Source organism: Methanocaldococcus lauensis, from assembly GCF_902827225.1.
Classification (GTDB): Archaea; AGJL01; Methanococci; order Methanococcales; family Methanocaldococcaceae; genus Methanocaldococcus; species Methanocaldococcus lauensis.
On record NZ_LR792632.1, the window covers coordinates 683,663 to 709,667 of the forward strand.

At 29.4% G+C, this 26,005-nt stretch carries 23 protein-coding genes; 15 read left to right on the forward strand and 8 right to left on the reverse strand.

Features of this window, described 5'->3' with window-relative positions:
* Positions 1-108: 108 nt before the first annotated feature.
* The 3 genes from KMP69_RS03890 (at position 109) to pyrG (ending at position 4,308) form a co-directional block, all read left to right on the forward strand.
* Positions 109-1,389, forward strand: a complete 1,281-nt coding sequence (locus tag KMP69_RS03890) for a proteasome-activating nucleotidase (RefSeq protein ID WP_214400622.1) — start codon at positions 109-111, stop codon at positions 1,387-1,389.
* 157 nt (positions 1,390-1,546) lie between these two features.
* Entirely contained in the window at positions 1,547-2,671 is a 1,125-nt protein-coding gene (gene aroC, locus KMP69_RS03895; RefSeq protein WP_214400623.1) for a chorismate synthase, read from the forward strand.
* A gap of 26 nt (positions 2,672-2,697) precedes the next feature.
* On the forward strand, positions 2,698-4,308 hold the full coding sequence (gene pyrG, locus KMP69_RS03900; protein ID WP_214400624.1) for a glutamine hydrolyzing CTP synthase: 1,611 nt from the start codon (positions 2,698-2,700) through the stop codon (positions 4,306-4,308).
* An 84-nt stretch (positions 4,309-4,392) separates the two neighbouring features.
* On the opposite strand, the gene fwdC is transcribed toward pyrG, so the two are convergent.
* From fwdC to KMP69_RS03935, 7 genes are all read right to left on the reverse strand, one after another.
* Complete coding sequence (gene fwdC, locus KMP69_RS03905) at positions 4,393-5,217, reverse strand: tungsten-dependent formylmethanofuran dehydrogenase subunit FwdC (protein ID WP_214400625.1); 825 nt, start codon at positions 5,215-5,217, stop codon at positions 4,393-4,395.
* A 14-nt stretch (positions 5,218-5,231) separates the two neighbouring features.
* Complete coding sequence (locus tag KMP69_RS03910; RefSeq protein WP_214400626.1) at positions 5,232-5,501, reverse strand: YbjQ family protein; 270 nt, start codon at positions 5,499-5,501, stop codon at positions 5,232-5,234.
* Between the two features lie 35 nt (positions 5,502-5,536).
* A complete protein-coding gene (gene fwdA, locus KMP69_RS03915) occupies positions 5,537-7,240 on the reverse strand; it encodes a tungsten-dependent formylmethanofuran dehydrogenase subunit FwdA (protein WP_214400627.1) in 1,704 nt (567 codons plus the stop codon).
* Between the two features lie 45 nt (positions 7,241-7,285).
* Positions 7,286-7,687: a tungsten-dependent formylmethanofuran dehydrogenase subunit FwdD gene (gene fwdD, locus KMP69_RS03920; protein WP_214400628.1), complete on the reverse strand. Its 402-nt coding sequence runs from the start codon at positions 7,685-7,687 to the stop codon at positions 7,286-7,288.
* A gap of 9 nt (positions 7,688-7,696) precedes the next feature.
* The gene (locus tag KMP69_RS03925; RefSeq protein ID WP_214400629.1) at positions 7,697-7,945 is read right to left on the reverse strand and encodes an ATP-binding protein; all 249 of its coding nucleotides are present in this window, start codon (positions 7,943-7,945) and stop codon (positions 7,697-7,699) included.
* Between the two features lie 86 nt (positions 7,946-8,031).
* Positions 8,032-9,102 carry a tungsten-dependent formylmethanofuran dehydrogenase subunit FwdF gene (gene fwdF, locus KMP69_RS03930; RefSeq protein WP_214400630.1) on the reverse strand — a complete coding sequence of 357 codons (1,071 nt, stop codon included), beginning with the start codon at positions 9,100-9,102 and terminating at the stop codon, positions 8,032-8,034.
* Positions 9,095-9,541: a 4Fe-4S binding protein gene (locus tag KMP69_RS03935; protein ID WP_214400631.1), complete on the reverse strand. Its 447-nt coding sequence runs from the start codon at positions 9,539-9,541 to the stop codon at positions 9,095-9,097. Before KMP69_RS03935 ends, fwdF begins: the two co-directional genes overlap by 8 nt.
* 256 nt (positions 9,542-9,797) lie before the next feature.
* Here KMP69_RS03935 and KMP69_RS03940 point away from each other — a divergent pair, with 256 nt between their 5' ends.
* The 3 genes from KMP69_RS03940 to KMP69_RS03950 all read left to right on the forward strand — a co-directional run bounded on the left by KMP69_RS03940 (position 9,798) and on the right by KMP69_RS03950 (position 12,162).
* Positions 9,798-10,748: a transcriptional regulator gene (locus KMP69_RS03940; RefSeq protein ID WP_214400632.1), complete on the forward strand. Its 951-nt coding sequence runs from the start codon at positions 9,798-9,800 to the stop codon at positions 10,746-10,748.
* Positions 10,749-11,172: 424 nt separating this feature from the next.
* A complete protein-coding gene (locus KMP69_RS03945) occupies positions 11,173-11,754 on the forward strand; it encodes an OsmC family protein (RefSeq protein WP_214400633.1) in 582 nt (193 codons plus the stop codon).
* Between the two features lie 33 nt (positions 11,755-11,787).
* Entirely contained in the window at positions 11,788-12,162 is a 375-nt protein-coding gene (locus tag KMP69_RS03950; protein ID WP_214400634.1) for a 4Fe-4S dicluster domain-containing protein, read from the forward strand.
* Between the two features lie 12 nt (positions 12,163-12,174).
* On the opposite strand, the gene purT is transcribed toward KMP69_RS03950, so the two are convergent.
* Positions 12,175-13,341, reverse strand: coding sequence for a phosphoribosylglycinamide formyltransferase 2 (gene purT, locus KMP69_RS03955; RefSeq protein WP_214400635.1), 1,167 nt, complete (start codon positions 13,339-13,341; stop codon positions 12,175-12,177).
* A gap of 278 nt (positions 13,342-13,619) precedes the next feature.
* On the opposite strand from purT, the gene KMP69_RS03960 reads away from it, so the two are divergent.
* From KMP69_RS03960 to KMP69_RS04000, 9 genes are all read left to right on the forward strand, one after another.
* Positions 13,620-14,900, forward strand: a complete 1,281-nt coding sequence (locus KMP69_RS03960) for a TIGR04013 family B12-binding domain/radical SAM domain-containing protein (protein WP_214400636.1) — start codon at positions 13,620-13,622, stop codon at positions 14,898-14,900.
* 95 nt (positions 14,901-14,995) lie between these two features.
* Complete coding sequence (locus KMP69_RS08225; protein ID WP_394357603.1) at positions 14,996-16,075, forward strand: acyltransferase; 1,080 nt, start codon at positions 14,996-14,998, stop codon at positions 16,073-16,075.
* A complete protein-coding gene (locus KMP69_RS03970; RefSeq protein ID WP_214400638.1) occupies positions 16,072-17,268 on the forward strand; it encodes an NAD(P)-binding protein in 1,197 nt (398 codons plus the stop codon). The genes KMP69_RS08225 and KMP69_RS03970 overlap by 4 nt, the downstream gene beginning before the upstream one ends.
* A 42-nt stretch (positions 17,269-17,310) precedes the next feature.
* Complete coding sequence (locus KMP69_RS03975) at positions 17,311-19,320, forward strand: ATP-binding protein (RefSeq protein WP_214400639.1); 2,010 nt, start codon at positions 17,311-17,313, stop codon at positions 19,318-19,320.
* 17 nt (positions 19,321-19,337) lie between these two features.
* Positions 19,338-21,866, forward strand: coding sequence for an ATP-dependent helicase (locus tag KMP69_RS03980; RefSeq protein ID WP_214400640.1), 2,529 nt, complete (start codon positions 19,338-19,340; stop codon positions 21,864-21,866).
* A 76-nt stretch (positions 21,867-21,942) separates the two neighbouring features.
* Positions 21,943-22,347, forward strand: a complete 405-nt coding sequence (yhbY, locus tag KMP69_RS03985; RefSeq protein WP_214400641.1) for a ribosome assembly RNA-binding protein YhbY — start codon at positions 21,943-21,945, stop codon at positions 22,345-22,347.
* A 43-nt stretch (positions 22,348-22,390) separates the two neighbouring features.
* Positions 22,391-23,323 (forward strand): signal peptide peptidase SppA, encoded by a 933-nt coding sequence (gene sppA / locus KMP69_RS03990; protein ID WP_214400642.1) that lies wholly within the window; start codon positions 22,391-22,393, stop codon positions 23,321-23,323.
* Between the two features lie 128 nt (positions 23,324-23,451).
* Complete coding sequence (locus KMP69_RS03995; protein WP_214400643.1) at positions 23,452-24,975, forward strand: NYN domain-containing protein; 1,524 nt, start codon at positions 23,452-23,454, stop codon at positions 24,973-24,975.
* The gene (locus KMP69_RS04000) at positions 24,972-25,997 is read left to right on the forward strand and encodes a nucleotidyltransferase domain-containing protein (RefSeq protein ID WP_214400644.1); all 1,026 of its coding nucleotides are present in this window, start codon (positions 24,972-24,974) and stop codon (positions 25,995-25,997) included. The genes KMP69_RS03995 and KMP69_RS04000 overlap by 4 nt, the downstream gene beginning before the upstream one ends.
* Positions 25,998-26,005: the final 8 nt, after the last annotated feature.

The window sequence follows — 26,005 nt, forward strand, 5'->3', positions numbered from 1 at the left end:
CCCATACAAATATAATATTATTATACCATACATATTATAATTAATTATATTTACAAAAATAATAATAAAAATATTAAAAATAATGATTATTCTGATTTGGTGATAATAATGGTTTTTGAAGAATTTTTAGAATTAAATAAAGAAAAAAAATCTTTTGATGAATTTAAAGAAGAAAAAATCAAAGAAAAACCATTAAGTGAGAATATAATTGAAAGTGATTTAAAAAATAAAGCAACAGTTGCTGAATTAGAGAGTAAAATTTTAAAATTAGAATTAGAGAAAAAAGAACTTGAAAGAGAGAATTTACAGTTAATGAAAGAAAATGAAATTTTAAGAAGAGAATTAGACAGAATGAGAGTTCCTCCATTAATAGTTGGGACTGTAGTTGATAAAGTTGGAGAGAGAAAGGTAATTGTTAAAAGTTCAACAGGTCCAAGTTTCTTAGTAAATGTTTCACACTTCGTAAATCCAGATGATATAACTCCAGGAAAAAGAGTATGTCTAAATCAACAGACATTGACTGTCGTTGATGTTCTTCCAGAAAATAAAGATTACAGAGCAAGGGCTATGGAAGTTGATGAAAGACCTAATGTCAAATATGAAGATATTGGAGGTTTAGATAAACAAATACAAGAAGTTAGAGAAGTTGTAGAACTTCCAATGAAACATCCTGAACTATTTGAAAAAGTTGGAATTGAACCACCAAAAGGTATTTTACTTTACGGACCACCTGGAACTGGTAAGACATTATTGGCTAAGGCAGTAGCAACAGAAACCAATGCAACATTTATAAGAGTTGTTGGCTCTGAATTGGTTAAAAAGTTTATTGGAGAAGGAGCTTCATTAGTTAAAGATATATTCAAATTAGCAAAAGAGAAGGCACCTTCAATAATATTCATTGATGAAATAGATGCTATCGCCGCAAAGAGAACTGATGCCTTAACTGGTGGAGATAGAGAAGTTCAAAGAACCTTAATGCAGTTATTGGCAGAGATGGATGGTTTTGACGCAAGAGGAGATGTTAAGATAATAGGAGCTACAAATAGATTGGACATTTTAGACCCAGCAATATTAAGGCCTGGAAGATTTGATAGAATTATTGAAGTTCCTCCACCAGATGAAAAAGGTAGGTTAGAGATATTGAAGATACACACAAGAAGAATGAATTTAGCTAAAGATGTTAATTTAGAGGAGATAGCAAAAATGACAGAAGGATGTGTAGGGGCTGAATTAAAGGCAATTTGTACAGAGGCAGGGATGAATGCTATAAGGGAACTTAGAGATTATGTAACTATGGAGGACTTTAAAAAAGCTGTTGAAAAGATTATGGAAAAGAAAAAAGGTAAAGTTCAAGAGGAGCCAAGTCATTTATCAGTTCTTTACAGATAAAATAAAACTTTTTTATTTTTTATTTAGTTTAGTATTTAATTTAATATTTTTTATTTTAAATACATAATTAACTTATTTTTTATGTTAAAATTTTTATGTTAGGTTAGTTTATATTTTATGGAAAAATCTTGTCTTTATTAAAATTTTGGTGATTTTAATGAACACCTATGGAGATATGTTTAGAGTTACAGTTTTTGGCGAGAGTCACGGAAAGGCAGTTGGAGCTGTTGTTGATGGCTGTCCTGCAAATTTACCATTATCTGAAGAAGATATTCAAAAAGAGCTTAATAGGAGAAAGCCAGGAAGTAGTATATTTTCAACACCAAGAAAAGAAAAAGACCTTGTGGAAATCTTATCTGGAATTTTTGAGGGAAAAACTACTGGAACGCCAATATGTGCAATTGTCTATAATAAAAATGCAAGACCAAAGGATTATTCATTGATAAAGGACACTCCAAGACCTGGGCATGCAGATTTAACCTATAGATTAAAATATAGAAATTATGATTATAGAGGAGGAGGTAGAGCCAGTGGAAGAGTGACAATTGGGCATGTCATAGGTGGAGCAATTGCAAAAAAATTACTTTCTTACACATATAATATAAAAATCATTGGTTATACAATAAAAATTGGAAAAATAGAAGGAGATTTTAATTATTACAAAAATCCAGATATATTTGAAGATGAAAAATCTCTTGAAAGTTTGATAGAAAAAATTGAGGGTAATCCACTAAGATGTCCTTCAATGAATGAAAAAGAGATGGAAGAATATGTTTTAAACGCCATGAAAAATAAAGACAGTGTTGGTGGAGTTGTAGAAATAATAGTAGTAAATGTTCCTGCTGGTGTTGGAAATCCAGTATTTAATAAGCTAAATGGAGAGTTGGCAAGAGGTTTAATGAGTATAAATGCAGTTAAAGGAGTTGAGATTGGAAGAGGTTTTGAATCTGCAGAGATGTATGGAAGTGAGATGAATGATGAGATGTATTTTGATGAAGACAAAAATATAAGATTTAGAACTAACAACTGTGGAGGAATATTAGGAGGAATTAGTTGTGGGACCCCAATTGTTATAAGGATTGCTGTAAAACCAACTCCTTCAATAGGTAAAAAGCAAAGAACTATAAATTTAAAAACATTAGAAAATACTGAAATTGAAATTAAAGGAAGGCATGACCCAATTATAGTTCCAAGAATAATTCCAGTTGCAGAATCTGTAGTGGCAATAACCTTAGCTGATTTAATGATTAAAGGAGGCTTTATACATCCTTGTAGTTTATAAATGATAACACTATGTATGGTGAAAAAATGAAGTTTATATTTATCACAGGGGGAGTTATATCATCTTTGGGGAAGGGAATTACAGCGGCTTCTTTGGGCAGATTGTTGAAAGCAAGAGGTTTTAAGGTAAATATGGTTAAGATAGATCCTTATTTACAAATTGACGCTGGAACAATGTCTCCTTATGAGCATGGAGAAGTTTTTGTAACTGAAGATGGTGGAGAGACAGATTTAGATTTGGGACATTATGAGAGGTTTATTGATGAAAATTTAACTAAACATAATAATATAACAACGGGTAAAATCTATTGGAGCGTTTTAACAAAAGAAAGAAGAGGAGAGTATTTAGGGAAAACTGTTCAAGTTATTCCTCACATAACTAACGAAATAAAAGATTGGATTAAAAAACTTGGAGAAAATTATGACATTACAATTGTTGAGATTGGAGGAACTGTTGGAGATATTGAGAGTTTGCCTTTCTTAGAGGCTATTAGACAGTTTAAAAAAGATGTTGGCAAAGAAAATGTTTTATACATTCATGTCTCTCTTTTGCCATACATAAAAGCGGCTGGTGAGTTAAAAACAAAGCCAACACAGCATAGCGTTAAAGAGTTAAGAAGTATTGGAATTCAACCAGATATATTAATTTGCAGAACTGAATATCCAATAAGTAGTAAAATCAAGGAAAAATTATCCCTATTTTGTGATGTGGATAAAGAGGCAGTTATTGAAGCAAGAGATGCAAAAACCATATATGAAGTTCCACTTAACTTAGAAAAGGAAGGTTTAGGGAAATTAGTCACTAAAAAATTAAATCTTCCAGATAGAGAGCCAAATTTAGAAGATTGGAGGAAATTCGTTGATAGAGTAATAAATCCATTAAATGAGGTTGTTATAGCAGTAGTAGGTAAGTATGTTGAGTTAAAAGATGCCTATTTAAGTATAAATGAGGCTTTAATTCATGCAGGGGCTAAGAATGACACAAGAGTTAATATAAATTGGATACATTCAGAAAGATTGGAGTGTGAGGAATTTGAAGAAATTTTAGATAAATTTAGAGAAAATAATCAATTAGATGGAATTTTAGTTCCCGGAGGATTTGGAGATAGGGGAGTTGAAGGAAAAATAAATGCAATAAAATATGCAAGAGAAAATGACATTCCATTTTTAGGTATTTGTATGGGTATGCAGTGTGCTGTTATAGAGTTTGCAAGGAATGTATGTGGCTTAGAGGGGGCTAATTCAACGGAGTTTGATGAAAATACAAAATATCCTGTTGTAGATTTGTTGCCAGAACAAAAAGAGATTGACGCAAAAGGAGGAACTATGAGATTGGGGGCTTATCCAGCAATATTAAAAGAGGGAACTTTAGTTCATAGATTATATAAAAAGACTGAAGTTTATGAGAGACATAGACATAGATATGAGGTAAATCCTGAATATCATGAAATATTGGAAAATTATGGCTTAACAATTTCTGGAAAATCTCCTGATGGTAGATTGGCAGAGTTTATAGAGATTGATAAAAATAGATACTTTGTAGCAACACAAGCACATCCAGAATTTAAATCAAGACCAAATAAGCCACATCCTTTGTTTGATGGTTTAGTTAGAGCAGCATTGGGTGAAAAAATTTAAATAATAAAATCTATCAAAGATAACAAAAAATATAATTAAAAAATAGTTTAAAATCAAAATGAAATTATATTATTTTAAAAATTTTTAAATTAAATCTGGGTTATTATCTACTGATATATACAATTGCCCTTTTGGTTTTCTATTTACATAGTCTCCTGTAAATTTGTAGAATGTTCCTTCTATTGGAATTCCTTCATCTTTTTTACTTAATTTGATTATTGGATTTTCTACTATTCCTTCAAACTTAAATGAAGGTAATACTTCCTCAACCTTTCCATAAACTACTATAGCTCCTGCTTTCATTTCTCCTCCTACTCTAACATCTACATTTCCATCAATAAATATTATTCCCCCATTCTGGTGAATTCCTGCCATTATACCTACATTTCCTTTTATATGAATAACTCCATTTTTCATAAACTCTCCAATTTCATCTCCAGCATTACCTTCTACAATAATTTTTCCTCCACTCATTCCTCTCCAATCTCCTCTATAGGCAGAGCCAACATAGTCTCTTGCATTTCCTTTAATTAACAACTCTCCTCCTTTCATATTTTGTCCAGCCCAACTGTCAGCATTTCCATTTACAATAATTTTTCCTCCTTTCATTTCAGCGCCAACATACATTCCTACATCTCCTTCAACAATAATCTCTCCTCTACTCATCTTTGAGCCAATATATTTTAATTTTTGATTTGAATTCTTTATAATAATTCTTGGCTCTCCTTCAATATCATTTAATTCAACATCAAAAATATCGCCAACTTTAACTTTTTTTCTACCTTGGATTAACTCAATATTTTTTATTTCATCTAAACTTATCTTTTCAATAACTTCTGGCAATACTTTGTCCATCTCTACCGGAACAATTATATCCTCCTTTTGTAGTGTTAATATTAACTCTTTCATAACATCACCAATTTTTATTTTTCATTATCTTTTGGTTCGACAATAACAGCAGTTCCATATGCATAGTATGTTAATTCAGGAATAGAATAATTTTTATCACATGCTATTTCTGTCATAACTTCATTAAAAATTCTTACTCCTATGATTGCATTAGCTCCTAATTCTTTAGATACTTCTATTAAATCATCTAAGGCATCTTCTGGATCATCACCATATCCTATTACAACACCTAAATATTTTACAATTTTAAAACCTTCTAAATGGTCTGTTGTCGATGTTATCATTAAAATCCCTATTTTGAAAAATTAAAAAATTATAATTAGCTGATGTCAGTTGCATCTATCTTTATAACCTTCCAACTATTTGCATATTCCTCAGTAACTGGATAGTTATCTAAATTGACTGAATAGTATTTTGTGAATTTCTCTCTCAAGTCTTTCATAATCTCCTGTTCTAATGACTCATCAACCTTAACATCTACATATATTGTGTCTCCAAAGACCTCTTTTACAACGTTTCCATCTTTAACAACCAATTCTCCTCTCTTCAATACATACTTGGCATATCTAAATGCTCTCTCTATTTTCTTACCATCTTTTTCTTCTGGGTTTATTTCATAAATTGCTATATCTGCATCAGCCCCAACACCTAAATGACCTTTCTCTTTGCTTAATCCTAAAACTTTTGCTTGATTTGCTCTTGTAACTTTTGCTATTTCATACAAGTCATATTCTTTATCACTATCAGCCACATGGCTTCTCTGTTGAGCCCACTTATGGACTTTGTTATATAACCACTCATCTCTGTATTTTTTACTCATTAACCATGCAATAATTCTTGGATATCTTGTGAATGGCCCTGCATTTGGATGATCAGTTGTTAATAATACTTTATCTGTGTCTATATTTAGGAAGATATCCAAACCAATTGCCCATTGTAGAGCATAAACAGGACCCTTTGGAGAGTAAATAAACGGAACGACTCCTGAACCTGTTTCAAGTTCAACATCACAGTTTGCCCATTTTAATCCATTTGTCATGTGTAAATCATATTCCATAGGTCCATCTGCTGTCATTGTTGTAGTTTCATCTAATGTAATTTGCCCTACATCAACCACTAAATGGTCGTTTTTATTAACATATTCAGCAATTTCTAAACCTTTACTTTCAAAGTCCTTCCATGAAGTTCCTCCGTAGGAGTGGAATTGGACATGAGTATTATAGTAAATGGTTTCTCTCTCTCCATATTTTGGTTTTGCTTTTATACCTTTAACACAATCCATTGTTTCAAGAGTAGTTTCCCAGTTTCCAGGGTGTCCTAAGTTGTTTGGATGGACGTGGATTGAGTGAGGTAATCCAAGAAGTTCATTAACTTCACATAAACCTCTTACGATTTCTCTTGGAGTTATATCAAAGTATGGAACTGGATCATCAAGGCTATGGACATTTTTACCCCAACCCCATGCCTCAGTTCCTCCTGGATTAACTATCTTTATTGCAAAACCTCTTGTGGCTTTTAAAAGCCATGCTACATAAGCGGCACATTTTTTAATATCACCTTCTTTTAAATACTCTAAAACAAACCAATTATTACCAAATAGTGTTAGAACTCCTTTATCTACCTGAGGAGTTTCTATAAATTCTTCATGTGTATGTCTTGCCAATAATGGAGGCATTGCTGCTTCAAAAACTGTTGTATATCCCATCTCTGAGTATTGATAACCAGTTTTGTATGTTGATGGAACTGAAAACCCAGTTCCAGTTCTTAAACCTTTTTTTGCATAAATTTCTTTTTTACTGTCCTCTGGTCTAAACATTCTACCTACATTAACTTTTGGTCCTGCAACATGAGTGTGGGAATCAATACCCCCTGGCATAACAACACAGTTTGATGCATCAATAATCTTTGCATTTTCAGAAACTTTTTCAACGATTTTCCCATCTTTTACACAAATATCCATTTTTTCTCCATTAATTCCATTTAGAGGGTCATAAACAATTCCATTTTTTATTATATATTCCATACTATCACCATTTTTACAACAATTTTTATTTTTATTTATTTAGATTTACTCAAGATTTTCAAGGTATTTTTTTCTCATTAAAGTTTTCATATCTAAAAATTCTTCATCAGTTTTTTCTATCTCAACATAAAATCCAGGATATCCTTTAAGACAGGGCATTCCTGTACTGTGAGTGTCTGGCTTAACTACACAGTTTGCCCAAGGACCCATAGGGATAAATACCATACCTTCTGGCATTCTCTGGGTAGCTTTTTTTACATAAACTACGACCTCTCCATACTCAGACTTAACTTTAACTTTATCTCCTTCTTTAACTCCTAATTTTTCCATATCTTCTTCATTAATGTAAATAACTCCTGCTGCTTTAACATACAAATCGAGATTTTTTCCAGCCTCTATTGCCTCTCCTTGCCAAATAGTTCTACCAGTATTTAACATAAACTTCATTTTTTCACCTTATTTTCTTATGAAAACTAATTCTATGGCGTTAACTGGACATGCTTCTATACAGGCTCCACATCCACCACATAAATCAGGATTTACTATATTAACTACTCCATTCTCAACTCTAATAACTACATCGTCACTATATGGTCCCTTTCCTCCCCATGTTTCAGGATGTTTAGCATTGACAGGACATGAAACTACGCAATTACCACATCCATGACATCTTTCTGGATATACAACTAACTTATAAGCTTTCATTTGCTCACCTTTAAAGTTTTTAATATTTTTGATTGGTTAATTTTATTGGTTTTTTATTTTTTTTAATGATTATTTTGTAATTAATATTAATTTTGTAATAGTTTTTCAAACGCCTTTTTCCAGGCAATTGCTTTAGGTTCTCTTTCAAAGTTAATCTCTTTTCTAACTACCTTTATAGCATTAATTGGACATGCTTTGCTACAAGCTCCACATAAAACACATAAGTTTTGATTAACAACCAATCTTGGAACTTTTTCAGCCTTATCTTTTGGTTTAGGGAATTCTAAAGCACTACATGGACATATTGAGATACAAGCTCCACATGCGTTACAGGCATCAACATCAATTATAACCTCTCCCTTGAATGGCTTCTCTACTTCAATGGCATTAGCAGGACAAATATAAGCACACCATCCACAGGTTACACATAAATCTTTATCAACGACCGTTTTTCCTTGGATATCTTCATATAATTTTGCTTGAGGTATTCTTTTCATCATTGGACACTTATAACAAATAACCTCTATTGCATCATGAGGACAAACAAATTCACAAACTTTACAATAGACACATTTATCTTTATCAACTTCAATGTCAGTTATTGGTTTTGGATTTGATGGAGTTGGATAGTTGTATTTTAAATCAATAGCATCTGCTGGACAGTATTCAGCACAAATTCCACAGAGGACACACTTATCTTTGTTTATATTTATTTCTCCAATAACAAACTTACTTCTCTCTGCTAAATTTCTCTCTACTGCTATAGCCGCCTGAGGACAAACCATTTCACACTGCTCACACAAGACACACTTATCTTGATATATCTTAATATCTCTTTTAATTTTTGGATATCTTTCATCTTCTTTTATTGATTTTCCATTGATTTTTAAATCTAATGCATCAAATGGACATGCTGATGCACACATTCCACATAAAACACAAGTATCTTTATCAATATCTAATTTTGGAGCAACTATATCTCCTTTAGCAATAGCCCCTAATGGACCCATAACTATTGCATTTACTGGACAGATATCGGCACAGATTCCACAGCCAACACAATATTCATCGTTCCAAAATAGTTCTCTTTTTTCAAGTTTTCCATCTCTATATATTATGAATCCATTTTCATATATTTCTTTTACTTGTTCAATCATAACTCTCCCTCACAAATTTTAATGAGTTAGTTGGGCAGTTTATTATACAATTTCCACATAGTATGCAAGAATTGTAATCGATATTTATAGTCAAATAATCAAGTGTGAGTGCTTCACACATAAGGCAAGTGCCACAAAATATACATGAATCTTTATCCCAAGAAAGTTTTATATTATATAACTCTTTTATTAAATTCTTTGCAAGTTCTTTATCATCAGTTAAAGAATGTATTATTCTTGCTCCATATTCAGGAGGTATCTCTCCAATAGTTTTTGCTATTTTTAAAATTTTTTCCTTTGGATACCTTCCAGAGAGATAGTGAGAAACTATTGACCTATCACTCTTAATAATTTTTGCTATTTCTTTTTGAGTTAGCCCCTTTCTTCTCAGTTTCATTGATACTATTGCTTTTATTCCTGAAAGAATATGTTCTGGCATTGTCTCACATTGACATTATTTTAGTTAGTGATACTCACTATATAAATGGTTTATACTAAATTTAAGTAGAAATTAATATATAACATTGTGTGTTTTACTCACATCTCTATTGTAGAACTATTATTCAAAATATATGAATAATTTATCTATTTTTGGTAGATAAAGTTTATATTAGTAAAGTTCAATAATATAAAATACAAATCGTAAAAAATAAATATAACATTGATTTGAATTAGAAAATTTTTATGGTGATATTATGAGGGAGATGTTAATATCTGAATGTATAGAACTATTAAGAGCACATAGATTTATTGTTTCAAAACCATTAAGTAGAAGTTGTTTTGACATAATTGCAAGTAAAGATAGTATTAGGCTTATTTTAAAAGTTTTAAAAAATATTGACAGTTTAAGTAAAGAACAATCAAAGGAATTAAAAAAAATAAGTAGGATATTACGTGGAACTCCTTTAATAATTGGTATCAGAACAAGAAATGCTCCAATGGAGCATGGAGTAGTTTATGATAGATACAACATAAAGGCTGTAACTTTTGAAACATTTAAGGACTATTTAGAAGGTAGTCCGCCAGTAGTTTATGCAAAGAGAGGAGGGTTTTTTGTAAATATAGATGGACACGTTTTAAGAGAGGCTATAGAAACTATGGGAATATCTGTTGGAAAATTGGCTGAAGTTGCAGGAGTTTCAAGAAAGGCAATATATAAATATGAAACGCAGATGGCTAATCCTTCTGTAGAGGTAGCAATGAAAATTGAAGAATTCTTAGATGTTCCATTAGTTAAAGGAATTGATTTATTTGAACCTATTGAAGATGAGGACTTTGAAAATAAATTGGAAAAATTAGAAGATTACAAAAAAGAAGCATTACATTTCTTAAATAAATTAGGATTTGACTTATTTATAGTCAATAAAGCGCCATTTGATGCTGTAGCAGAAAAGGATTTAAAAGAATCTCAAAATATCTTATTAACCAATATTGAACAACAAAACAATGAAGAAGTTAGAAGAAAAGCATTATTAGTTAAAGAACTATCAAAATTATTGGAAGGATATTCATTATTGATATTAGAAAAAAAAGAGAAAGAATATAAGAATTTACCAGTAGTAAGTATTGAAGAGTTAAAAAAAATGGACGATGCTCTTGATTTAATTGAGCACATAAAATCAATATTGAAAAAAAATATTGCGTAAATCTAAATCTTACCAAATTAAATTAGATAGGATTTTCACATATATATTTAAATATTTAGATTAACGATAAACCAATTTTACTCTAACTGACAGTGTGATTACTATTGCATTTGCATTTTTAACTACGTCATAAAATGATATCAACGAGTATCTATATTACCGTTTTTTAGCATTTTTAAACCTTATCTATTTCTATTTTTGTTTTTAAGATTCTTTTCGCTAATTCACACTGTCAGTTAATTACCATTATAGATAGGCAACAAAAACCAAAATAAAATTTATCTTAGCTATCGATATGATATAATTTTTAGTAGTTTGAATATTTAAATATACTTTAAAGATATTAAAATTCATTAATTAATCGAAAACTATAAATACTACTTTTTTTAATGTTTATACTATAATTTTTATAATTGGTGAAATAATGAATCCAGAGATGATAATGGAAATGATGGACTCAGAAATGGCTAAGGAAATGGCTCCAAAGATTATGCCAAAAATGATGCCTTTAGCTTTAGAAAAGTTTTTAGATAAAATTCCTGAAAATGAAAGAAAAGAGTTTATAGCTAAGATTGTTGATATTATTGTAAGTAAAAATGAGAAAAAGGAAATTTTCGCTGAGTTTTGTGATATGTTTGAAACTCTATTAGATATTAAAGGATTAAGTATTCATTCAAGGGGAGGAAAAGGTTCTACAAAAGAAAAAATATCTCCAATGGATTTATTTTTAGCAGGGCTCTGTGGATGTATCTGTATAGCTGTTGGTAATACATTAAAAGAAAATAACATAGAGACTAAGATAAAAGTAGATGGAGCTGTCGAAAAATCTTTTGAAGAGGGACGAATAAAAAAAGTAATATTAAATATCTATCTAAAAATTGATAATATTGAAAATCTTAATTTGAATAAAGAAGATTTAAAGAAATTAGTTTTAAATGGCTCTAAAAAATGTTTAATTAGTAATACCTTAAACTGCGAAATTGAGAAAAATATTATTTTTGAATAATAAAAATAATAAAATATTTAATGAGGTGAAAATTTGAGTGAAGATTTACCAATTATAGGAAAAGATGCCTTAGGTAGAGTAATAAAAGATTGGAGTAAAAAACCATGGTGGGGTATTGATAGGAAAAAAATTGAATGGTATCCTAAAATAAACTATGATAAATGTATTGGTTGCGGATTATGTTTTATAACCTGTGCAAATAGAGTAGTATTTGATTGGGATAAAGAAAAGAAGAAACCTGTTGTTGCCAGACCTTACAACTGTGTAGTTGCCTGTACTACTTGTAAAAAGTTATGTCCAGTAGATGCATTAGAGTTTCCAGATAAAGAATATATGCAAAAAATTATTAAAGAAAATAAATTGTTAGCCAAAGCCAAAGAAATTTTAAAAAATCATAATTTAATTTAAATTAATGAAAAATTATTCTATCTTAACAGCATGGGCACATCTTTTTGCAAGTTCTCTTGCCTCCTCAATAGAGTTTGCATATGCCAAAGCTACTCCCATCCTTCTACCTACTTTTGCATTCGGCTTACCAAACAATCTTAATTTTGTATTAGGTACTTTTAATGCATCTTTTATATCGTATTTTGGAGCGTATTTGTTTATATTTGCTTTTATTACATGGCTTGCTCCTGGTGTAATAAGTTTTGTTGAAACTGGTAAGCCCAATATTGCTCTAACATGAATCTCAAACTCACTCATCTCCTGAGTAACCATCGTAACCATTCCTGTATCGTGTGGTCTTGGTGAAACCTCACTAAATATAACCTCATCTCCTTTAACAAACATTTCAACTCCAAATATCCCATAACCTCCTAATGCATTGGTTATCTTTTTTGCTATCTCTTGTGCTTGTTCTTTTAACGCACCCATTTCGTGAGGTTGCCAACTTTCGTGATAATCTCCATCTATCTGAATATGCCCTATTGGCTCGCAAAATTTAGTTCCTTCCTCTGTAACTGCTGTTAATAATGTTATTTCGTAATCAAAGTTTATAAATTCTTCAACAATAACTCTATTTCCTATCCCTCTTGCTCCTTCTTTTGCTCTAATCCACGCTTTTTCTATATCCTTTTCTTTTTTAATTACACTTTGCCCTTTTCCAGATGAGGACATAATTGGTTTAACAACACAAGGCAATCCAATTTTTTCAACTGCTTCCTTTAACTCCTCCAAAGAATTTGCAAATTCATATTTAGCAGTTTTTAATTTTAACTTTTCAGCGGCTAATCTTCTTATTAGTTCTCTATTCATTGTTATTTTTGTTGCCTCTGCAGTAGGAACAACAGTATATCCATCTTTTTCAGCATCTATTAACGCATCAGTATTTATCGCCTCAATCTCTGGAACTATGTAATCTGGCTCTTCCCTTTTAATAATCGCCATTAAAGCATCGTAATCTTTCATATCAATAACATAACTTTTATGAGATACTTGCATAGCAGGAGCATTTTGATATCTATCTACGGCAATACATTCAATTCCTAATCTTTGCGCTTCAATAACAACCTCTTTCCCTAACTCTCCACTACCTAACAATAAAAATTTAACACTACCCTTCAAAAGAGGTGTCCCAATTGCCATAAATTCCACCAAAAAATTTTTAGCATTAAAAATTTTATTCTATATTTTTAGCTTTTAAAGGAATCCTTAATATAGTTTTTGTCATAGGACTTTCGCATGGATAAATATTAATTAATGAATATTTGATGCCTTTAGCATCATATTTTCCTTATTAATTATATAAACTACGAAAGTCCTATATATTTTAAGATATTTATGATTTGGCATTTAAAAATTTATTTCTGCGAAAGTTCTATGTTAATTATCCCATTTGGGGATAAATGTTTTTAGGGGTTGATATGGGAGAAAACACAGCTTTGGTAGTTTATTATACAAAACAACACAAAAATAGTTTTAATGCATTGATTGGAGCATTAGAGGTTAATGAATACTTTGACAATTTTCCTATATACTTTGCCAATAAAAAAGATATTTATAACTTAGAAAGAATTTTAAAGAAGTATGATAAAGTAATTATTGCAATATCGTTTTTTACAACTGAGTTATGGAAAACCTATGAATTAATGAAAAAACTAAAAATTAAATATAAAGAATATAGTAATAAAATAATTTACTTAGCTGGAGGACCTCACCCTACTGGAGATCCGAAGGGAACTTTAAAATTAGGGTTTGATGTAGTTTGCATTGGAGAAGGAGAAGAGACATTTCCAGAATTTATTATGTCAGTTAGTGAGTATGAAAATTATAAAAAAGTTAAAGGAATATGTTATTTTGAAGAGGATAAATTTATATACACTGGAAAAAGAAAACCTATTGATTTAAATAAGTATCCGCCATTTCCAATAAAATATAACAAATTTGGACATATAGAGATAACGAGAGGCTGTCCTTATAAATGTTATTTCTGTCAAACACCAAGAATATTTGGAAAAAATGTTAGACATAGAAGTATTGAAAATATATGTAAATATGTTGAAATAATGGCTGAAAAAAATTTAAAGGATATTAGATTTATAACACCAAATGCTTTTGGATATGGTTCTAAAACTGGAAAAGATGTTAATATTGACAAAATTGAAAATTTACTAAAAAACATTAAAGAAATTTTAGGTAAAGACGGGAGAATATTCTTTGGAACATTTCCTTCAGAGGTTAGACCAGAGCATGTTAATGATGAAACAACTGACTTAATTTTAAAATATACATACAATAAAAGTTTAGTTATTGGAGCACAGTCTGGAAGTGATAGAGTTTTAGAGTTGTGTAATAGAGGGCATACAGTTGAGGATATTTATAGAGCTGTATATATAGCAATAAAAAAAGGAATTAATGTAAGTTTAGATTTTATTTTTGGATTACCTGGGGAGACTAAGGAGGATATTGAGAAAACAATAGAGGTTATGAAAGATTTTATAAAATTAGGAGTTAAAATACACGCTCATGCTTTTATTCCATTACCACAAACTCCTTTTGCAAAGGCAAATCCTGGGGTTGTTGATAAAAAAATAATAATGGCTATGAGATATGAGATTCCCAAAGGAATATTCTATGGTTCGTGGCATAATCAACAGATGTTAGCTAAAAAAATATCAAAGTATTTAAGATTTGGAGAGTTATAGAGTTTTAAAATTAAAATATAACTAAATATGATTTAATAAATGGTGAAATATTGAAAAGAATTGTTGAACTGGATTATCTTAGAGGTATTGCAATATTGGGCGTTATTGCTATCCATGTAAGTGGTTATGGAATATTTGATTTAAATATATATTATAAATTATTTTATGTATTAATGAACAACCTTACAAGATTTGCAGTTCCGTTTTTTATAATTATTAGTGGAATGGTATTGTCGTATAAATATGCAAACAACGGGATAAATTACATATCATTTATTAAAAAAAGGATTAGTTTTATATTTATCCCCTATTTATTTTTTGTGTTGATATATTATTATTTTTTTCATATTGCCCGAGGAGAATCTTTTAGTGTGATTAATTTCTTAAAATACATTATATCTGGTTATGTAGCTCCTCATTTATACTTTATACCACTAATCTTTCAATTTTATATATTATTTCCTATCTTTATAAGTATTGCGAAATATCTAAATTCTAAAAAATTGCTTACAAATTTAGTAGTATTCATAATTTTTGGTATTATTTCCATATACTCTGTGTGTTATCTTCATATACTATCATGGGGCTTCCCCTTAATGATTACTCAGGCATATTTTTTCTTATTTGGATGTATATTAGGTTTAAACATTAGAAAATTTAAAGATGAATTCCTCAATGATAAGGAAAACTTAATTAGAATTCTAATTTTATGGAGTATTTTAGCAGTTTATATAATATTAGACGGCTTATATCTAAAAACTTTTAAATTTTATAATGATTTTCATTTCTACTTTTATTATTTTGGTATTACTGGATATAGTATATTACTATTCATCTTACTCTTTAAATTATCGAACTATATACACAACAAAAAGATTTTTAATATAATTTTAAAAATTGGACAATATTCTTTTGGAATCTATCTTATCCATTATTTGTTTGTGCGATATGATTTATTTATAAGGGGTATCTATCAACTACTTAAGGGAGTAATAAACAACAATTTTTTAAAATTTTTAAATAATAGCATCATTAACCTTAATATTCAATATTATAATAGTGTAAGTTACTTTATTTTATACTTCATTTTAGTCTTAATTTTAAGTTATATTACTACTTATCTATTCACAGAGTTAAAAATAAAAATTAAAAAACATAGGAGGACATTGTTATGAAGATTGGCATAGTTGGTGGTGGATTGGGAGGATTATTAACAGGAGCATTGTTATCTAAGAATCATGAAGTTGTTATATTTGAAAAACTTCCATTTTTGGGTGGGAGATTTACTAATTTGGAATATGAAGGATTTCAACTAACAACAGGAGCTTTACATATGATACCACATGGAGATGATGGATATTTAGCTCAGTTATTAAGAAAGGCAGGAGCTAATGTAAAAATTATAAATTCAAATCCTGATGGAACTTTTTTAATTAATGGAAAAGAATATTTATACAGAGATTTATTTTCTCTTTTAGGATTTAAAGATAAGATTAAGGCTATAACAATGTCTGCCAAGTTAAAGTTAGGAAATGTTGATAAAAATATTTCATTTGGAGAGTTCTTAGAAGATGTTGAGTTAGCTCTAAAAATAGGGAATGCATTTACAGGATGGGCTTTAAGTTTAACTGCCTATGAAACTCCAATGAGTGAAATTATTGAGATTGCTAAAAATTATTACAAATTTGGAGGTCCTGGAATTCCTATTGGTGGTTGTAAGGCAGTTATTGATAAACTTTTAAGAATTATTAAAACAAATAATGGAAAAATTATTAAAGAATATGAAGTTAAAAAAATAGAGATTGATGAGAAAGCATATATTGATGATTACGAATTTGATGTAGTTGTTAGTAATATATCTCCTATAGAAACCCAAAAAATTTGTAATATTAAATTTTTAAAATCAAAGCCAAAACCTTCCAAAGGGATAAAAATATCTATAGCCACAAAAGAAGGAATTATAAAGCATGGAGGGGTTTTATTTACACCAGAATGTGAAAGAATAAATGGATTGAATCAAGTGACAAATGTAGATAAATCCTTAGCCCCTGAAGGATGGCACTTAGTTATGACTCATCAAGCACAAATAACTAACAATGTAAAAAAAGAGATAGATTTAGGTTTGGAGGATATTGATAGATTATTTAAAGGTAAAGATTATAGAATCTTGCATATACAGTCATATAGAGAAAGTTGGCCAGTAAATCACGCTTCTAATGGAACAGATATAGATAATATTGTAAATGATAAACTCTTTTTAGTTGGAGACGGATGTAAGGGGAGAGGAGGAATTGAAGTTGAAGGAATAGCCATGGGAGTTTTAAAAGTCGTTAATTATATAGAGCATTTAAATAAAAAGATGAATTAATTAAAATAAATTAATAAACTTCTATTTTGTGGGGATGCAACTATGGATATGGAAACATTAGAAGACTTTAAAGACTATTTAGTTGCATATTTAAGGAATATTCACCAAGAGGATATTATATTAGACAGTGAAAAAATTGTAATTGATTTAAATAAACTTTATGAATATGGGTTAATGGAATTTGTAGAGTTTTTAGTAGATAATCCTGAAGAGGGAATTAAATTTATAAAAGAGTGTTACTATGAGGCATACTACACTTTAAAAAACGAATATCCAAAAAACATAATAGTTTCAGTAAGGAATTTGCCAAAAATTTTTAAAACTACAAGGAAAGGGAAGATTTTTACAGTAGAGGATATTAGAAGCAATACTTTAGGGAAGTTGGTAGAATTTGAAGGAATCATAGTAATGGCATCAAAAATTAGACCAATGCTAAAATATGCATATTATATATGTCCAAAATGTGGAAGAGAATATTATAAGGAGATAGATATTTTGAATTTTGAGAGTGAAAAATCTGTATGTGAATGTGGCTCGGAATTAAATTTAATTGAAGATAAATCGACATATACTGACTTCCAAGAAATAAAAGTTCAGCAACCTTTAGACTTAATGGAAAATCCAGAAGAACCTCCAAAGTATGTAACCGTGTTTTTAGAGAACAGTTCAGGAGTGTATGCTGGAAGAGTTAAAATAACTGGCGTTCCAATAAAAATTAGAAAGAGCAAAAAACTTCCTATATATGAAATTTATGTTAAGGCAATACATTGTGAAGTCTTAGATGGAGATGTTAAAATTAAATTAACTAATTCAGATATTGAAAATATTAAAAAATTAGCTAAAAGGCAGGATATCATTGATATATTGGCTGATAGATTAATTCCTGAAATTAGGGGACATTCAGCAATAAAAAGAGCTGTATTTTTGCAACAAATAAAAGGAGTGAAAAAACCAGGTAAGAGGGCGGATATTCATATACTCCTAATAACAGACCCAGGAATTGGGAAGACAGTAATTTTAAGAAAAATTGCTGAAATTCCTGGTAATTTGTATGGTTCAGTTACAACTGCAACTGGAGTTGGTTTAACTGCCGCAGTAGTCAGGGAAAAAACTGAAATTGGAGAAGATACATGGGTTATAAAACCAGGGTTATTGGTTAAGGCACATAAGGGAACTGCCTGTATTGATGAATTAACTGTTAATAAAGATTTGCAAAGTTATATCTTAGAGGCAATGGAAAGTCAAACAATTCATATTAGTAAAGGAGGAATTAATGCTAAATTGCCTGCTGAATGTGCAATATTGGCAGCATGTAATCCAAGATGGGGTAGATTTAATCCAGAAGTTTCTGTAGCTGAGCAGATAAACATCCCTGCCCCACTATTAAGTAGATTTGACTTAATATTTCCAATTAGAGATGTTTCTGATAAGAATAGAGATAGAGACATTGCAGAATATATTATTGACTTACATAGGGCATACTTAGATGACAATATAAATAAAAAGATAGGGCTAAATTATTTGGAAGTTGATGGTGTAAAGATTGACAAGGAGTTTATAATAAAATACATTTACTACGCAAGGCAGAAAAAGCCAGTAATTAGCGAAAGAGCCAAAGAATTATTTATTAATTACTATGTTGAAATGAGAAAAAAGCACCAAATAACTGCAAGACAGTTGGAATCTGCTATAAGAATTGCTGAGGCACATGCAAAGGCAAAGTTAAAGGATGTAGTTGATGAAGAAGATGCCAAAGAGGCAATAAATATTATCACTGAATGCTTAAAAGAAATTGCCTATGACCCAGAGACAGGAATATTTGATGTTGATAAAATATTAGGAGTTTCTAAGAAAGAAAGGGATAAATTAATTGTTGTTTATGAGATAATTAAGGAATTGGCAGAAAAATCAGAGCTCGTTGAGTATGTTGATATTGCTGAAGAGGCTAAAAAGAAAGGAATTAAAGAGGACGAATTAGAAAATATTATTAAAAAATTAGTTAAGTATGGTGATATTGACGAACCAAAGCCGGGAAGATATAGAATATTATAATACTTTTTGGGATAACTATGGGAAAAATAGAATATTTAAAGAAGGAACATTCTGACGAGGAAATTTATAAGATTTTAGAAAAACCAGTAAAAGAATGGTTTAGAAGAAAATATAAAACTTTTACTCCTCCACAAAGATATGCAATTAAGGAGATACACGAAGGAAAAAATATTTTAATTTGCTCTCCTACTGGAAGTGGAAAAACATTATCTGCTTTTTTAGCAGGGATTAATGAATTGATAAAATTATCTATGGAAAAAAAGTTAGAGGATAAAATTTATATTCTTTATGTTTCTCCTTTGAGAGCTTTAAATAATGATATTGAGAGAAATTTAAAGGAACCATTAAAGGAGATTTACGAAGTATCTAAAGAATTAGGAATTGAGTTGGATAAGATTAGAGTGGCTGTAAGAACGAGTGATACTACGAGTTCGCAAAAGCAAAGGATGTTGAAAAAACCACCTCATATATTGATAACCACTCCAGAATCTTTGGCAATATCTTTATGCTCTCCAAAATTTTCTAAGTTATTGGAAGGAATTAAATATGTTATAGTTGATGAAATTCATGCATTAACCAATAAAAGAGGTGTTCATCTTTCTTTATCCTTAGAGAGGTTGAATAGAATAGCAAACTTTATAAGAATTGGGTTATCTGCAACAATTCATCCTTTAACAGAAGTTGCCAAATTTTTAGTAGGTAATGGAAGAGATTGCTACATTGTAGATGTAAGTTATAAAAAAGATATGGAAATAAAAGTTTTATCGCCAGTTGATGACTTTATATATACTCCTTCTGAAGAGATTAGTAAAAGATTATACAATTTATTAAAAAAACTTATTGAAGAGCATAAAACAGTTTTAATATTTACAAATACAAGGAGCGCAACTGAGAGAGTGGCATTTCATTTAAAAAAGATGGGTATAAAAAATATTGAAACTCATCACTCTTCTTTAAGTAGAGAACATCGATTAATGGTTGAAGAAAAATTAAAAAAAGGAGAACTGTCGTGTGTTATTAGTTCAACATCCTTAGAGTTGGGAATTGATATAGGGAGCATTGATTTAGTTATTCTCTTAGGTTCTCCAAAGAGTGTTTCGAGGGCTTTACAAAGAATTGGAAGAAGTGGGCATAAACTTCACGAAAAGAGTAAGGGAATAATAATTCCTTTTGATAGAGATGATTTAGTTGAAAATGTTGTATTAGCTTATGATGCTAAAATTGGTAAAATTGATAAGATACACATTCCAAAGAACTGTTTAGATGTATTGGCACAACATATTGTGGGAATGTCTTTGGAAAAAGTTTGGGATGTTGATGAGGCATATAATTTAATTAAAAGAGCATATCCATATAAAGATTTAAGTAAAGAAGATTTCTTAGATGTTTTAAGATACTTATCTGGAAGTATTGAAGAAAAAAAGGTTTATGCTAAAATATGGTTAAAAGATAACAAATTTGGTAAGAGAGGGAAAAATGTTAGAGCAATTTACTATATGAATGTTGGAACAATTCCTGATGAGACATCTATATCTGTCTATGATGGAAAAAGATATGTTGGTGAGGTTGAAGAGGAGTTTGCTGAAAAGTTGATGAAGGGAGATATATTTGTTTTAGGAGGAAAAACCTACAAGTATTTAGGTAGTAGAGGAAATAAAATCTTAGTTAAAGAGGTGTTCAATGAAAATCCAACAATTCCAGCGTGGTTTTCTGAACAGTTACCATTAGCTTATGATTTAGCCTTAGATATAGAAAAATTTAGAAAAGAAGTTTTACATAAAGAAGTTGAGGATATTAAAAATAAGTATGATATTGATGAGAAAACATCTAAGGCTGTAAAAAACTACATAGAAGAGCAAAATAAGTATGCAATTGTTCCTGACGATGAGAAAGTTTTAATAGAAAATTTTGATGAAGAGAAGAGGAGATATTATATATTCCACTTTGTTGCAGGAAGGAGGGCTAATGAGGCATTGGCAAGATCTTTTGCCAATTACATCTCTAAAATTAAAAATTGCAATGTAAGAATATCAGTAAATGATTATGGATTTGCTTTGATACTTCCAAAGAATAGAAAGATAACAAAATCTGATATTGTGGAATTATTAAATATAGACATTGTTAAAAATGTTAGGGAATCTATTGAGAGAAGTGATATTATAAAGAGAAGATTTAGACATGTAGCCTCTCGAGGTTTTATGATTTTACGAAGATATATGAATAAGAAGATTAGTGTAGAAAAACAACAATTTAATGCTGAGATGCTTTTAAAATACTGTAAAGAGGTTAATCATCCTCTATATAGAGAAACAATTCGGGAGATTTTAGAGGATTCTTTAGACATTGAAAATGCCTTAAATTATTTTGAAAAAATAAAAAAGAGAAAAATATATTATTTAAAATTACCAACTCCTTCTCCATTTGCGTTTAATTTAATAGTATTTGCTTCATCGGATGTTATATTTATGGAAGATAAGAGAAGGATGATTATGGAATTGCATAGAAAAGTTTTGGAGTTTATCAAGGGAAATAAAAAGGAAAGATAATTTTATAAAAATTTTATATAGTTTAACATCTTATAACTATTTATAACTATTAATTAAAATATTTTTGGTGATACTTATGACTGAGGAACAAAAGACTGAACAAAAAAGAAGACTTACTGGAAAGATGAAAAGAATGCTTAGAGCTAAGGCTCACCATTTAGAGCCAGTTGTTTGGGTTGGAAAGGAAGGAAGTGAGAAGGTAATTAAGGAAGTTGATAGGCAGTTGAAAGCGAGAGGGTTAATAAAAGTTAAGGTTAGAAAAACTGCCTTACTATATGAAGACAAATATGAAATTGCAGATAAACTTTCTAAGGCGTGTGATGCAGAGGTTGTTAGTGTAGTAGGACATGTTATAACATTATTTAGACCAAGAGAGGGATGGAAAAAATATTTATCTAAGAAACCTAAGAAAAAAGTCAGAAAAGATGAGAAAATTATTGAATTGTTTGAAAAGTTTAAAAAGAAGGCAATTAAAGAATAATTGATAAAAATAGATAAAAAGATATTCCTAATAGAGGGAAAAAATGAAAAAAATCTATTTAATATTAATAATTCTTTTTGTTATCTTAATTGGAATTGTAGGAGCCACTATATTGGTAGTTATGAGTTTATCAAATGAAAGTATAGATGTATTTGGTGGAGAAAAAATAGCAAAGGTTTATCTATGCAATGAGATTTATTTTGACTACAATCAAGACTCCGGTTTATTTATGGAACCTAAAAAAGATGCTAAATATTACATTAATTTATTAGATAGATTAGAAAAAGATGACTCAGTTAAAGGAGTTTTACTTATAGTTAATTCTCCGGGTGGTGAAGTTATAGCAAGTGAAAAATTGGCAAGAAAAGTTGCAGAACTTGCAAAGAAAAAACCTGTAGTTGTTTATGTTGAAGGATTAGATGCTTCAGGAGCATATATGGTTTCAGCTCCAGCTAACTATATAGTTGCTGAGAAACATTCAATAGTAGGAAGTATTGGAGTTAGAATGGATATAATACATTATTATGGATTGATGAAAAAACTTGGTATAAATGTAACTACAATAAAGGCAGGAAAGTATAAAGATATAGGCTCACCATTTAGACCAATGACTAAAGAAGAATATGAATACTTACAAAAGATGATAAATGAAACCTATTTAGATTTTGTTAAATGGGTTGCTAAGTATAGACATCTTTCAATAAATTACACTCTAAAAATAGCAGATGGTAAAATATACACTGGAGAAGATGCAAAAAAAGTAGGGTTGGTTGATGAAGTAGGAACTGAAGAAACTGCATTGAAAAAATTGGAAGAACTTGCAAATGTCTCAAATCCTGAAATCGTAGAGTATGGATTAAATAGAGATAGAGGTTTATTTGGATTAACATATTACTTGGGATATGGTATTGGAAAAGGAATTGGAGAGATTTTATATTCAGCAGGAATTAAAGATGAAAAAATCTTACTACATTAATTTCTTTTTTTATTTCTTTTTTTGTTTATTTAATTAAACTAAATTAAAAAATTTTTATAAATGTAAAGTTAATATAATAATATTAAGATTATTATCTATTTTGATTTTGTATTAAATTTGGTGACAGTATGGACAAAAATTTGAATATCCTTAAGATAAGGGCAAATTTAATAAAGTATGTGGATGTTGACGAAATAGAAAATTTACCAAAAGTTAAAGTTAAAAGTGTTGAAGAATTTCTTGAATCTCACAGAGTCCTTGGAAAAAATGTAATTTACAAATATGAGGATAATATTGAGCAAATATTTTTCTTTGTAGATAATGGCGTTATATTTTATATCCCCACCAATGGATTTAAATCATTGCCAGATATGATAGAAGCAAAATCTTTAGGTTTAAGTGCTGAAGAATATTACGAATATTTACAATTTGGAAATATTGATGAATATAAAAAATACAAATCTTCTGGATTTAGAAATATTGAAGATTATAAAAAAGCAAAAGAACTTGGATTTATAGATGGACTTGAAAAACTTGTAAATGAAAACATTGCAAAAAAAGTTGATGATAAATACATTATAGAATATCTTTATTATGGAATATTAGAAGAGCAGATATTTTCAAATGATGCTGAGCTCTATTACTTTGCATTAGATAGAGGTTTTAAGAGTTTTGATGAATTAGTTGAAGCACTAAAAGCAGGTTTTGGCGATTATAGAGAATATCAAGATGCTTTAAAAAGAGGATTTAAAGATGCTTATGAATATAATGATGCATTAAGTAGAGGTTTTAAGGATGCAGAAGAATATAAAATAGCAAAAACTCTGGGAGTTTCAAGTGAAAAAGAGCTTAAAGAGTATAAAGAATTAAAAAGAATATGTGAAAACTTTGAGTTAGAAACATTTGAAGAAGGTTATTTATTAAAGATTTTAATGGATATGAGATTAGATGAAACTATAAGTCTCAAAGATTTATACAATAAATTAAAAGAAAAGGAAAGATTAATGAAGATAAAAAAAGATATGCTAAACAAGCTTGCAGATATTTCAGGACCTTCGTGGTATTCTACAAGATTTACTACAATAGACGATTTAGAAGAATATTTAGAAAATAGTGAGACTATTTCCTTACTTGGGGAATATATTAAAGAGGAAAAAATATTTAGAAGGATATATCCTCCAAAGCCTTCAAGAAGGATTGTTATTATTGATGCAATAACTGTTTTAGGAAATATGCATAATCTTTCATCTAAATCTATAGAAAACCTTATTAAAAAAATTAAAAATGCAGGATTTAAAAATGTAATGGTTATAGTGGATATAGAAACATACTATAAAATTAAAGGAAAAGACATTTGGAAGTATTTAATTGATAAATGTAAAATTAAAAGAGTTGAATCAAAAGATGAAGCTTATGACTTTATAATTGACTATATAAAAAACTTTGGTGCATTAGTTATAAGTAATGCATCATTTAAAGATTATATAATGAAGAATCCAAAATATCCATCATACAAAGAAATTAAAGATTACATCATTCCATTTACGATAAAAGATGGATATATTAATATTGATATTGAATTATTGAGAAAGATATATTCTGAACTATGTATAAAAAGACTTGAAAAAATAAAAGAAACTGTGATAGTATGAGAGTAAGGATTAGAGATTTTATAGAAACTAATGAAGGATTATATTTTGCTGTAAATTCATACTATCATCCAGAAGATAGATTTTTATCTTTTTTAAGATATGTTCCTTATAAATATGTAAATTTTGAAGTTGATATAAGTAATATTAGAGAAATTAATGGAAAAAAATATGTAAAAATAAGTGAAAGTTCTTTGGCATACAAATTCTTAGAGGAAAATTTTGATAAGTATCTTTTTTATGATGAAACTATCGATGTGTTAATGCACGCAATTCCTAAGGAAGATGTAAAAAGAATATTAAAACCAAAAGAAAGATTAAAGGAAATTGTTAATGAAGAATATAAATTAAATGAGTTGGAAGAGAAATGTAGAAAGTTAGCTTTAATATTAGAGGATTATGGAGTTCCAATTAAAAGTATGGGAGTTAGCGGATCTCTATTGTTAAAGTTAAATAACAAAAATTCTGACATTGATTTTGTAATTTATGGTAGAGAGATGCATAAAAAAGGAAGAGAAGCATTAAAAGAGGCATTTGAAGATGGAAAATTAGAGCCATTATCTGAAAATTTTTGGAAAATTGCATATAAAAAGAGAATTAAAGATAACACTTTAACTTATGAAGAATTTATATTTTATGAAAAGAGAAAGTATAATAGAGGAGTTGTAGATAATACAATGTTTGATTTACTATTTACAAGGGAATGGGATGAAATTATTGGAAAGTATGGGGATAAGAGATATAAAAATTTGGGCTTTGTAGAAATAGAGGGAATTGTGTTAAATGATGATTTTGCCTTTGACAATCCGGCAGTGTATAAAATTGAATGCTACAATGATGAAGATATAAAAGAGGTTGTTTCTTTCACCCATACTTATGCAGGACAGTGTTTTAATGGAGAGGAGATTATTGCAAGAGGAAAATTGGAGGAAGTTATTGATAAATCTGGAGATAGATATAAGAGAGTTGTTGTAGGAACTACAAGAGAGGCATTTAATGAGTATATAAAGTTAAAAAATTTATAAGGTTTTAT